The organism is Micromonospora sp. SL4-19, assembly GCF_047921475.1.
Taxonomy (GTDB): domain Bacteria; phylum Actinomycetota; class Actinomycetes; order Mycobacteriales; family Micromonosporaceae; genus Micromonospora.
The window spans coordinates 119180-130643 of record NZ_JBLROB010000015.1 but is presented as its reverse complement, the minus strand read 5'-3'; the positions used below and the strand labels follow the sequence as shown (position 1 = coordinate 130643).

Below are 11464 nucleotides of genomic sequence, written 5' to 3'. Positions count from 1 at the left end.
CGTCCACACCCGCCGCCAAAAAACGCGGCGGCAGAGGGATCAGGTAGTGCTCGCGATCTGGATGAGATTCCCGCACGTGTCGTCGAGCACTGCGGTGGTGACGCCGCCCATCTCGAGCGGCATCTGGGTGAACTCGACGCCGAGCGCCCGCAGCCGTTGGAACTCTGTGTGCACATCGTCGACGGCAAACGAGGTGAACGGGATGCCGTCGTCGACGAGCGCCCGCCGGAACGGGCCGACGGCTGGATGGCCGGCAGGTTCGAGCACGAGCTCGACGCCGTCGGGATCAGCGGGCGAGACGACGGTGAGCCAGCGGTGCTCGCCGAGCGGGACCTCGGTCTTCTTCTCGAAGCCCAGCACCTCGGTGTAGAAGGCGAGCGCCTTGTCTTGATCGTCGACGAAGACGCTGGCCAGGTTGATGCGAATCATGGTCCCTCCTCAGGGATGGGCCACCGACCGACGACCGCGCGCAGCGGGCCGAAATCGGCGTGGTGGAACTTGTAGCGACCGCTTCGCTCCGCGCGCACGAGTCCGGCTTCCGCGAGGATGTCGAGGTGCTGCGAGATCGCCTGGCGGGAGGATCCGATGCCGTGCTTGGCCGTCAGTCGTGTGCAGATCTCGAAGAGGGTCTGGCCGTCCCGGTCGGCCAGCTCGTCGAGGATCGCCCGTCGGGTGGGGTCGGCAATCGCGGCGAAGACATCGATCACGGCAGATTGAGCTGCCAGGACACCCCGTAGCGGTCGTTCACCCAGGCGAAGCGGGTGCTGAAGCCGTAGCTGTCCAGCGGCATGAGCTCCTTTCCGCCATCGGCGAGTGCTTCGTGGAGGCGGGTGATCTCGGCGTCGTCCTTGCACCCCACGAACAGCGACAGCGAAGGGGTGAACGTGAAGGCGTGGTGCACCGAGCTGTCACTGCACAGCAGCCGCTGCCCGGCCACTCGGAACTCGGCGAGCTGCACGCTGCCGTCAATGCTGGGGTCGTCGCTCTGGTGATGGGTCACCGAGAGGATCTCTCCGTCATCGAACAGCGAGACGTAGTAGTTCATGGCCTCCGTGGCAGCGCCTTCGAACATCAAGAATGGGGTAATTGTGGTCATTGTCCCGGTTCCAATCCTCGGCCGGCCTGGCACCGGCACCCACTCCACGTTAGGCAAGTAACCACTTGCATGTCCAGTGGGCGCGCAGGCGCCCGGCCGATCTGGTTCGGCGCCGAGGAGCTGGCCGACGATCGCCGGGCGGCCCGGCTGCACCGGGCGCCGGCTGCGGCTGCGGGCCGGCGATCGCCGAAGCGGAAGCGCGGGAGGGGAGCCATCGGGGCGGGACGCCCGAGCCATAGGTCGGGGGGTTTGCCAGGCGCAGTCCTGCGGCTGGCAAACCCCCGAGTTGCCAGGTCTCAGTGGTGCGGTGTGGCGTGCCCCGCGTTCGAGCCTTTCCGATTCGGGACGGCGACGAGCGTGACCACCAGCAGTGCGCCGGTGATCAGCAGGACGCCTTCGAACGCTCGCGGGTAGGCATCGATGAGGCCGGCTCGCGTGGTGAGATCACCGCCGATGGCCGTGAGGACGGCGACGCCGAGAGCCGCTCCCACTTCATGGCCCGTCATCATCAGCCCGGACGCGAGCCCGGACTCGGCCTGCGGAACGTCGCTCATGGCGGCGACGGAGATGGCCACGAACATGGGGCCGACCCCGGCACCCAGCAGCAGGAAGCCGGGCAGCACATCGGCGACGTATGACTCGCCGCCTCCGCTGTTGGCCAGCAGCAGTGCGCCGGTGCCCATGACGACGAGCCCGAAGGCGATCATCGTACGAGGACTGACCCGACCGAGCAGCTTCGACGCGACCGCCGCGGTGCCGGTGATGACCGCCGCGAGCGGCAGGAATGCCAGACCGGTCTGGACGGCTGACAGTCCGATGATCCGCTGCAGGTACAGCGAGCTGAGGAAGATCGCACCGACGACCACGCCGGTGACTCCGGCCATGACGGCGGAGGCTGAGATCAGGGAGCGGATCTTCCACGCGTGTGGTGGCACCAGCGGCGTGGCGGTCTTTCGTTCGACCAATCCGAACACGGCGAGCAGCACGACCGAGGCGACCAGCAGCAGCCAGGTTCGCGCGGAGTCCCACCCGCGGGAGTGGGTGCCTTCGATCGCGTACACGAGGAGGACCAGGCCGCTGACCAGAGCCACCGCACCGGGCAGGTCCAGGCGTCGCCGGACGGCGGGTGCGTTGGTGCCTGCGGGGATCAGGCGCCAGGTCAGCGCCGCGACCAGGATGCCGATGGGGACGTTGATGAAGAACACGGCCTCCCAGCCGAGGAAGCTGGTGAGCAGACCCCCGAACAGCACGCCGGCAGCGATGCCCGTGCTCCCGATGGCTCCCCAGACCGCGAGCGCAGCCCCGCGTTGCCGACCGCTGTACGTGGTCATGATGATCGACAGGGCGGCCGGGGTGAGCATGGCGGCACCGGCTCCCTGCGCCGCTCGCGACACGATCAGCATGAGGGCGGATGCTGCCAGACCACTGACCAGGGACGCGGCGGTGAAGACGGCCAAGCCGGTCAGGAAGACACCACGCCGGTCCATCAGGTCGGCCAGCCGACCACCGAACAGCAGCAGACCGCCGCTGAACAGGACGTAGGCACTGATGGCCCACTGGTAGTCACCGGAACTGAAGTCGAGCGCGCGGCCGATGCTGGGCAGGGCGACGTTCACGACACTGACGTCGAGAATCACCATGAACTGGGCCAGCAGCATCAGGCCCAACGTGGCCCACGGGCGGCGCGCGGACTGTGGGTCGTCGGTGGGTGACGGCAGGTCGGAATGCGCTGAGGCGGTTCGCTGATGTCCGCGCTGGTCGACTGTCGCGGCATCGCGGGAACGTGTGGCTTGATGTGTCATGAGCTGTTCCTCTGAGTCCAGGATGTGAGTGGGAGAGGGCGTGCGTCGGGGATGCCGGGACGCTCTCCGCGGTCGGGAGTCGGTGTGACACGAGAAGCGTCGTGGGTCGGACTGTCCGTGCTCTGGCCGGTCGCCGACGGATCGCGGCGGCCTCGGACAGCGGACGGACAGCAGACAGCCAGGCGGGCGGGACGGCTGACCGCGATACGGGCGGTGCCCGTTCCACCTAGGCTTGGCAGGTGGAGATCAGAACCGGCCGGCTGCGGTTCGGCCCGGACAACGGGCGCCTGCTGCTGCGCACCGGCCGCACGGGTGTCGGCTCGACCGCCGGCCACGACCTGACCATCGAGGTGACCGACTGGTCGGTGCAGGTGAACGTTCCCGAGACCGGACCGGCGGATGCCACCGCGACGGCTCGCATCGGGCTGGGATCGTTGGCCGTGCGGACCGGCACCGGTGGTGCGCGACCGCTGACCGGGAAGGACCGCGGCGAGATCGAGAAGAACGCCCGGCGGACGCTGGACGTCGATCGCCACCCGACCGCCACCTTCGAGTCCACCCGCGCCGCCACCGGCGACGGTGTCGCCACCATCAGTGGGGTCCTCACCCTGCACGGGGTCGCCGCCCCCATCGATGTCGAGGTGCGCGAGCTGACGCCCGACCGGTATCGCGCCACCACGGTGGTGACCCAGTCGGCGTACGGGATCAAGCCGTATTCGGCCTTCTTCGGGGCGCTCAAGGTCCGTGACGACGTCGAGGTGGAGATCGAGGTCGACCTCGGAGGCTGACCCGTGGCCAGCCGGACGTCGAATGTCGCACTCGCCGCGAACCGAGCTCGATTCGGCTCGGGGTGGTCGCTGCATGCGATCCGGACGATATGAAAACGACAACCGATACCAATTATGCTCCCGGGACCGTCCCCTTGATGAGGAGGTCCCATGGCCGTACCGCACCCGATCCGACGTACCGGATTGATCTCGTCCGTGCTCGTCGCGCTCGCCGCAGCCGGCTGCTTCGGCAGCCCCAGCCCTGGCGAGGCCGGTGGCGACCGGTTGCGGGTGGTGATGCTGATGCCGCCGCGCGCCGCGCTGTCCCCGCTCAGCGATGACGCTTTCAAGCTCTCCCGCCTGGGGGTCGCCGAGGCGCTGACCGCGCTCGACGCGGACGGCGCACCGCAGCCGTCCCTGGCCGTGTCCTGGTCCCGCATCGATGACCGGACCTGGCGGTTCGTGCTGCGCGGCGGCGTGCGATTCCACGACGGGACGGCGTTGGATGCCGACCGCGCCGTCGAGTCGATCAGGCGGGCGGCGAGCGCCCGGCCGAAACCGCGGATCCTCGACGGGATCGAACTGACCGTCGAGCCCAACGGCCCGTCCGTGGTCGTGGTGCGGACCGGGGCGCCCGATCCGCTGCTGCCGCAGCGCCTGTCCAGCCCGCAGCTGTCCATCCTGGCGGCCAAGGCGTACACCGGCGACACCGTCGACCCGCGGGAAGCTGGCACCGGGCCGTTCATGCTCACCCACCTCAACGGCACCCAGGGCGCGACGTTGCACCGCTTCTCCGGCTACTGGGGCGGACGTGCCGCCGCGCCGGGCATCGACGTGTCCTTCGTCCCGGACGGCACCGCCCGCACCGCCGCGCTGCGCACCGGCACGGCCGACATCGTGGAGGCGGTGCCCGCCTCCCAGGCAGCGCTGCTCGCCCCCGACACCTACCGCGAGGTGGCGATGCCGCGCACGAACACCCTGTACCTCAACACCCGAAGTGGACCGTTCACCGACCCCGCGGTACGCGCCGCCGCCCGGGCCGCCGTCCGCCGCGACGAACTGGTTCGTGGGGTGTACGAGAACCGGGCCGACACCGCGGTCGGGCTGCTCGGACCGGCGCTGCCCTGGGCGGCGGACCGGCCCGTACGCGCCGAGCGCCCGGTCACTTCCGCGGCCAACAGGAAGATCGTGCTGGCTACCTTCAGCGACCGCCCCGAACTGCCCGAGGTCGCCGCGGCCCTGGCCGAGCACCTGCGGGCCGCCGGTTTCACCGTCGAGCAGGTGGTGCGCGAATACGCGTACATCGAAGCCGACGCGCTCGCCGGTCGTTTCGACGCCTTCATCCTCTCCCGCGCGACCATGCTCGACTCCGGGGACCCGGTCGCCTACCTGACCAGCGACTTCACCTGCGACGGCGGATTCAACATCGCCCAACTCTGCGATCCCGCTGTCGACCGTGCCATTGCCCTGGCCGGCGCGGAGGCCGACCTGACGGCCCGGCGCGCGCGGATCCTCGCCGCCGAGAAGGCCATCCTGGAGACCGACGTCGCCGTGCCACTGCTGCACGAGCGCGTGATCCAGGGCAACCGGCGCGGGGTCGTCGACGCGGTGTTCGACCCGCGCGAGCGACTGCTGATCGGCCTCACCACCCGCGTCGCGCGATGAGCGCCGACCGGACCCTCACCGCCCTGTCGCGGCTGGTGGCGGCGGCCGCGCTCGTGGCGCTGGTCAGCCTGCTGCCCTGGCTGTCCGGCCGCGACCCGGCGCTCAGCATCCTCCGCGCGCAGTACGGCGAACGCGAACCCGATCCGGCCACACTCGCCGCGATCCGCGAACGGCTCCACCTCGACGACGGCCCGCTGGCGCTGTCCCGCCGGTGGCTGACCGGGCTCGCCCATGGCGACCTGGGTACCTCGTGGGTGTCCGGCCACCCGGTCGCGCCCACCGTGTGGCGGGCACTGGGGGTGTCGCTGACCCTCATGGGCGCCGCCCTCGTCGTCGCGCTCACAACCGCCGCCCTGCTCACTGGTCGCAGCCTCGTTCGAGGGCGCACCCAGGCCCGCGCCGGCGGCACCGGCGCCGCGCTGGCGGCCGTACCCGAATTCCTGCTGGGCACGCTGCTGCTGCTGATCGGGGCGGTCTGGCTGAGGTGGGTGCCGCCGTTCGGTTGGTCGGCGCCCGCACACACCGTGCTGCCCGCGCTCGCGCTCGGAATCCCGGCCGGCGGGTTGCTCGGCCGGCTCGCCGACGACGCGCTGCCCGGGGCGTACCGGGAGCCGTGGGCGCGAACCTGGCGCTCCGCTGGCCTACCGTGGCGGACGCTTGCCCACGGCGCGCTACGCCGCTGCCTGCCGCCGCTGTTCCCGCAGCTCGCCCTCGTTGTCGTCGGCCTCGTCGGCGGCGCGGTCGCGGTGGAGATCCTCTTCGCGATCCCGGGACTGGGCCGCGTCGCGCTCGGCGCCGCCACCGCGCAGGATCTACCGCTGCTGCAGGGCGCCGTGCTGATCCTGCTCGTCGTCGCCGTCACGGTGGGCGGGCTCGCCGCCGGGGCGCACCGGCTGGCGCTGGGGCCGGTCCTCGCCGCGGCGGCGATCCAGCCGCCGCCGCCCGTGGATCCGCCCGCGAACCACCGCGGCTGGGTGCTACCGGCAGTGCTGGGTGGCCTGCTCCTGGCCACCATCGGGTCCGGGCTGGCCGGCGATCCGACTGCCATCGACATGAGCCTCCGGCTGGCGGCACCCGCGCTCGACGCGCCGGCGGGCCACGACGCGCTGGGGCGCGACGTCCTCGCCCGGCTGGGCCACGGTGCGCTGCACACCTTCGGCACTGCCACCGCGGTCAGCGTCGTCGCCCTGCTCACTGGTCTGGCCGCCGGACTGCTCCCACGGCTCTCCACCGGCGTGGCCGAGGTGGCCAACACCCTCCCACCCGTGATCGCCGGACTGTTGGTGGCGGCGGTCCTCGGGCCGAGCACGGCCGGCGCGGCCGTCGCCGTCGCCGCGACCGCCTGGGCGCCACTCGCCGCCCACACCGCGGCGCTCGTCAAGGAAGGGCATGGCAGCGGCCACGTGCAGGCCAGCCGGATGCTCGGGGCGAGTCGGATGCGCATCCTGGGCACCCACGTGCTGCCCGGAGTGCTGCCCGTGGTCACCCGCCACGCCATCCTGCGCCTACCGGCGGCCGCGTTGGCGATCGCCTCCCTCGGCTTCGTCGGGCTCGGTGCCCAGCCGCCCACCCCGGAATGGGGACTTCTGCTCGCCGAGGCGATGCCCTATGTCGAACGTGCCCCCTGGGCCGCGCTCGCCCCCGCCGCGGCGCTGATGTTGCTCGGCGCGTTCGCCGTCACCAGCTTGGCGATGATCGAAACGGGCGGGATCCGCCGGGTGCGTCGGCTCGGAACCGGCAGCAGGGCCAACTGACCACGCCGGTCGGCTCCCGAAACCCGCAAACTCATATCGATATTTCCAGGAATGGGTCCTGGGACTCCCGCGGCTTGCCGTCGGCAAGTACTCTCCCCGCGGAGAGGAACGCGATGATCAGTCGTCGAAAGTTGATCGGTACCGGTCTGGGCATCACAGCCAGCCTGGTTACCGCGGGTTGCAATCGTGGGGGCACGTCCGGCGCCTCGTGGTCGCAGCCCAGTCCCGCTGCGGCGAGTCCGACCGCGGGCGAGGTCCGAGTGACCGTCACACCTGCTGCCGATGCCACCAAGGTGTCCCCGCTCGAGCAGGTCGTCGTGGCGGTGGAGAGTGGCACGCTCAAGGACGTCTCGGTGGCGGCGGGGGGCAAGTCCGTCGCCGGCGAGCTGGGCGACGATCAGATGTGGCGTTCGACCGGCAAGCTGGCCTACGGGAAGACCTACACGGTCACGGTGTCGGCGGCCGACGCCGCCGGCGCGTTGACGGAGCACAAGAGCACGTTCAGCACCGTCAAGCCGTCCGGGGTCGCCTCCGTCACGTTCCAGGCCAACGCGCTGACCGCCCTCCATGCCGGCGGCACGTACGGGGTCGGCCAGCCGATCATGGTGAACTTCAGCAAGCCCGTCAAGAACCGCGCCGAGGCCGAGAAGGCGATGCTGGTGGAGACCACGCCGGCCGTCGAGGGACGGTGGCGCTGGATCGACAGCCGGAACGCGCACTGGCGGCCGGCCGAATACTGGGCCTCGGGCACGAAGATCTCCGTGAAGGTCAACCTCTTCGGCCAGGATCTCGGCAAGGGCGTCTACGGCGGTGCCAACGCCAGCACGAACTTCACCATCGGCCCGTCCCGCATCGCCATCGCCGACGCTCGCTCCCACCGGATGAAGGTCTACATCGACGGCAAGATGGTGCGGGACATCCCGATCAGCATGGGCAAGGGCGGCACCACCACGGGTGCGAACGGGCAGGTCATCAGCTACTGGACGCGCTCCGGCCCGCACGTGGTTATGACCCGGGAGCCCTCGCACCGGATGACCTCGTCCAGCTACGGGCTGGTCGATCCCAAGGACCCCAACTACTACGACGAGGTCATCAAGCTCTGTCTGCGAATCTCGTACTCGGGCGAGTACGTCCACATGGCTGACTGGAACATCGGGGCGCAGGGCAACCGGAACACCTCGCACGGCTGCATCAACGTCGGGCCGGCCCACGCCCGATGGTTCTACGACACGTTCCGCCTCGGCGACGTCGTCGACGTGCGCGGCACCCCTCGACAGATGGGGCTCACCGACGGGGTGGGTGACTGGACCGTACCGTGGGCGAAGTGGTGACCTGAGGTGTAAGGCGCCGGCGGCTGACGCCGTTCACCACGAGCGCCGGGTGCGCGCGCTGTCACGGCGTGAGCTGCTTCTCGAACCAGTGGTGGGCATAGTGCTCGCTGTTGTACGGCGCGATCTCGTGGTAACCGGCCGAGCGATACATCGAGATCGCCTCGGTGAGCGTGCGATTGGTGTCCAGCCGGACGGCGGTCCAGCCTCGCTCGGCGGCATATCGTTCCAGCTCGTCCAGCAGCCGCCGCCCGATTCCGAGCCCACGTACCGTGTCCGCCACCCAGACCCGCTTGATCTCGGCGGGTGCGTCGCGGTGGAGCTTGATCGCGCCGCAGCCGACGGGCTCGGCGTTGAGGGTGGCGAGCAGGAGCACGCCGGCGGGTGGGACGAGTTCCTCGTCGTGGATCGGGTTGCTCAGCGCCGGGTCGAACCCGTCGTCGAACCGCCGCGCGACGTCCCGGGCGTAGGCCCGTACGCACGCCCGTGCCCGCCGGTCGCTCGGCGGGCACGGCTCGATGGTCACCATCGATGCGATGAGCAGCCGCTCGACCTCGGCCATCGCCGCGACGAGCCGTTCGCGGCGTTGCTCGGTGAGCGGTTCGAGGATCGACCAGGCGAACTCGTCGGAGCGTTTGTCCAGCTCGGCCCACTCCGCCCGGCCGGTGTCGGTGAGCACCGCGTCCCGTACCCGTGCGTCACCGCCGACCTGGTCGGCCGGCCCCACCGTGACCAGCCCGTCGCCCTCGAGAGCTCGCAGGAGTCGGCTGAGGTACCCCGAGTCCAGCCCGAGCCGGGCCCGCAGGGCCGCGACCTCGACACCGTCAGGGCCGATTTCCCAGAGCAGGCGGGCCTGTGCGAGGGGGCGTCCTCGGGCCATGTACTCGTCGTCGAGCGCCCCCACCCGTTGGGTGACCGTCCGGTTGAACCGTCGTACCGCCGCAGTGAGCTCCGCCTTCATATTGCTGACCTTAGTCAGGCATGCGTGCCTGCCGCAAGCGGCCATGACCGCGGGCCGCCTCCGGTCCGGGCGGTTCTCAAGGCGCCCGGACCGGAGGCGTACGTCAGAAGCCGAGCGCCTCGCGGCCGCCGACGACCGGCACCGTGAGGCGGCTGGCGCCTGGTTGGACGGTCAGTCGGGTCCCGCCGAGCGGGAGCAGGGTGTAGTCCTGGTCGCTGGAGAAGACGACAACCCCGATGCGGTGTCCCGCTGCGAAGACGTAGTCCTTCGGTTGCAGGGTCCAGCGGTAGTCGTACATCGTCCCCTGCTTCACGGCGACCGTGTGCGACCAGCCGGTCCGGTTCTGCGGATCCATCCAGCCCCGGGTCACCACGAACGGCCGCGCCGTCGAGTCGGGCGCGCCGTAGTCGACCAGATAGACGGAGAGGTTCGCGTCGTCGCGGTTGTCGATGGACATGCGCAACCGCATCTCGGGTCGCCCGGACATGCGCACGTCGTGGGTCAGGACCGGCGAGCGGTAGACGAGCCGGTTGTCGCTGGCCGAGTCGGGATTGGCCACCAGCGTGGCCGGGCTGATCGTGCGTCCCTCGTCCACGAAGGACTGCTCGGCGCGCTGGTTCAGGGCGCCAATGGTGATCAGGCCGCCCGGCTCGGTCGGGCTGTCGGCGGTCAGGTGCAGCGCCACCTCGCGGGCGCCCGGGTCCGGCCAGTTGGCGTACGTGGTGTAGGAACGGTTCTCGCGTTGCAGGACCGCCGTCGGCTCGTCCATGATGCCGTTCTGCACGCCCCACAGCCAGTGGTCGAACCAGCGGTTCTCGGTCTGCTTGTAGGTCCACGTCTGGCCACTGGGCAGGGTCACCGTCGCGGTGTTGCCCGGGCCGCCGTGGCCACCCTGGTGCAGCCAGATCTTGCGCGGCACCTTGGCGGCGGCGAGCCGGTCCCACCAGCCGGCGAAGTTCTCCGTCTTCACGTTCCAGTCGTTGAGCCCGTGCACGACGAAGACGCTGGCGGTGACCTTCTTGGCGCCGGGCAGGTAGTCGCGTGCCCGCCAGAACTCGCTGTAGTCCCCGGTAACCCGATCCTGCTCCGCCGTCAGCTGTGCGATCTCGTCGGCGCACCTGCCCTCGGCGCGTGCCCGGCCCGCGGTGTACTGCGCCAGGATGTCGAGGTCCTCGCCCTGGAAGGTGCCCGGTGCGACCACCAGCCCGTTGGCCCGGTAGTAGTCGTACCAGTTGCTGATCGCGGAGACCGGGATGATGGTCTTGAGGTTCTCGACCCCGGTCGTGGCCACCATGTTGGGCAGCGTCCCGTTGTACGAGACACCGGTCATGCCCACCGATCCGGTGGTCCAGTCGGCGGTGACCGGCTCACCGGCGGCGTTGAACGCCCTCGCCCGGCCGCCCAGCCAGTCGATGATGGCCTTGGCGCCCAGCGTCTCCGCCATGTCCCCGCTGGTCGGACAGCCGTCGGAGTCCGCGGTGCCGATGCTCTGCCCGAGCACGACCGCGTACCCGCGCGGGACGTAGTAGTCGTCGAGGGTTCCGGGCAGGTTGGCCCTGGCCCGCTGGATCGCCAACGACTGTGACTGGGCGCGCTGTTGCTTGGTGAGCCCGTTCTGCGGCAGGTCGTCGACCAGCACGCTCGGGTAAGGAACGTCGTTCCAGGTGTTCTTGCGGTACGGGCTGTGTTCGAAGACGACGGGGACCTTGAAGCCCTCCGTGGCGGTCTCTCGGGGGCGGGAGATGTCGGCGACGACCCGGTCGAGCACGCCGTCGTGGTCGGTGTCGAGTGGCGTCTCGACCCAGACCCGTTCCTCGATGGCGTCCGCGAACGAGAACACCGGTTGGGTGATCCCGTCGCTGACGACGATGCCGGGTGACGGTGCCGGCTCGGCGCCGGCCGGTGCCGCGGGCACGGCCAGGACCGACGTGGTGGTTAAGGCGGCGGCGAGAAGGATGTGGCGGCGTGATGGACGCAAAGAGACCTCCCGTGATGGGCTTCCCGGGCCAATCATGCTAGTGCCGCCAGTGGTCGAGGTCGATGGTTGGGAGGGTCGAGAACGGGCAGGGCCGGACGGGATGGGCGGTCCCG

Annotated in this window: 10 protein-coding genes; 4 read left to right on the top strand and 6 right to left on the bottom strand. The window is 70.4% G+C overall.

Annotated features, from left to right (window positions below; genetic code table 11):
- Positions 1-39: 39 nt before the first annotated feature.
- From ACNAVT_RS19445 to ACNAVT_RS19430, 4 genes are all read right to left on the bottom strand, one after another.
- Positions 40-426 (bottom strand): VOC family protein, encoded by a 387-nt coding sequence (locus ACNAVT_RS19445; RefSeq protein ID WP_416298183.1) that lies wholly within the window; start codon positions 424-426, stop codon positions 40-42.
- Positions 426-707: an ArsR/SmtB family transcription factor gene (locus ACNAVT_RS19440; protein ID WP_416298179.1), complete on the bottom strand. Its 282-nt coding sequence runs from the start codon at positions 705-707 to the stop codon at positions 426-428. Before ACNAVT_RS19440 ends, ACNAVT_RS19445 begins: the two co-directional genes overlap by 1 nt.
- Positions 704-1096 carry a VOC family protein gene (locus ACNAVT_RS19435; RefSeq protein ID WP_416298177.1) on the bottom strand — a complete coding sequence of 131 codons (393 nt, stop codon included), beginning with the start codon at positions 1094-1096 and terminating at the stop codon, positions 704-706. The genes ACNAVT_RS19440 and ACNAVT_RS19435 overlap by 4 nt, the downstream gene beginning before the upstream one ends.
- Positions 1097-1392: 296 nt before the next feature.
- Positions 1393-2754: an MFS transporter gene (locus ACNAVT_RS19430; RefSeq protein WP_416298175.1), complete on the bottom strand. Its 1362-nt coding sequence runs from the start codon at positions 2752-2754 to the stop codon at positions 1393-1395.
- 383 nt (positions 2755-3137) lie between these two features.
- Between ACNAVT_RS19430 and ACNAVT_RS19425 the strand changes: the two genes are divergently transcribed.
- From ACNAVT_RS19425 to ACNAVT_RS19410, 4 genes are all read left to right on the top strand, one after another.
- On the top strand, positions 3138-3686 hold the full coding sequence (locus tag ACNAVT_RS19425; RefSeq protein WP_416298173.1) for a YceI family protein: 549 nt from the start codon (positions 3138-3140) through the stop codon (positions 3684-3686).
- A gap of 150 nt (positions 3687-3836) precedes the next feature.
- The gene (locus ACNAVT_RS19420) at positions 3837-5330 is read left to right on the top strand and encodes an ABC transporter substrate-binding protein (RefSeq protein WP_416298171.1); all 1494 of its coding nucleotides are present in this window, start codon (positions 3837-3839) and stop codon (positions 5328-5330) included.
- A complete protein-coding gene (locus tag ACNAVT_RS19415; RefSeq protein ID WP_416298169.1) occupies positions 5327-7084 on the top strand; it encodes an ABC transporter permease subunit in 1758 nt (585 codons plus the stop codon). Before ACNAVT_RS19420 ends, ACNAVT_RS19415 begins: the two co-directional genes overlap by 4 nt.
- Positions 7085-7344: 260 nt before the next feature.
- Positions 7345-8415, top strand: a complete 1071-nt coding sequence (locus ACNAVT_RS19410) for a L,D-transpeptidase (RefSeq protein WP_416298167.1) — start codon at positions 7345-7347, stop codon at positions 8413-8415.
- Between the two features lie 61 nt (positions 8416-8476).
- Here ACNAVT_RS19410 and ACNAVT_RS19405 read toward each other — a convergent pair whose 3' ends face one another.
- Positions 8477-9373, bottom strand: a complete 897-nt coding sequence (locus ACNAVT_RS19405) for a bifunctional helix-turn-helix transcriptional regulator/GNAT family N-acetyltransferase (protein ID WP_416298165.1) — start codon at positions 9371-9373, stop codon at positions 8477-8479.
- Positions 9374-9476: 103 nt separating this feature from the next.
- Positions 9477-11387: a Xaa-Pro dipeptidyl-peptidase gene (locus tag ACNAVT_RS19400; protein WP_416298163.1), complete on the bottom strand. Its 1911-nt coding sequence runs from the start codon at positions 11385-11387 to the stop codon at positions 9477-9479.
- Between the last annotated feature and the right edge of the window lie 77 nt (positions 11388-11464).

Bases quoted from the DNA above. Each gene is read 5' to 3' on its own strand.
- ACNAVT_RS19435 (WP_416298177.1), bottom strand. From the start codon at position 1,096: ATGACCACAATTACCCCATTCTTGATGTTCGAAGGCGCTGCCACGGAG.
- ACNAVT_RS19430 (WP_416298175.1), bottom strand. From the start codon at position 2,754: ATGCTGCTGGCCCAGTTCATGGTGATTCTCGACGTCAGTGTCGTGAAC.
- ACNAVT_RS19420 (WP_416298171.1), top strand. From the start codon at position 3,837: ATGGCCGTACCGCACCCGATCCGACGTACCGGATTGATCTCGTCCGTG.
- ACNAVT_RS19415 (WP_416298169.1), top strand. From the start codon at position 5,327: ATGAGCGCCGACCGGACCCTCACCGCCCTGTCGCGGCTGGTGGCGGCG.
- ACNAVT_RS19405 (WP_416298165.1), bottom strand. From the start codon at position 9,373: ATGAAGGCGGAGCTCACTGCGGCGGTACGACGGTTCAACCGGACGGTC.
- ACNAVT_RS19400 (WP_416298163.1), bottom strand. From the start codon at position 11,387: ATGATTGGCCCGGGAAGCCCATCACGGGAGGTCTCTTTGCGTCCATCA.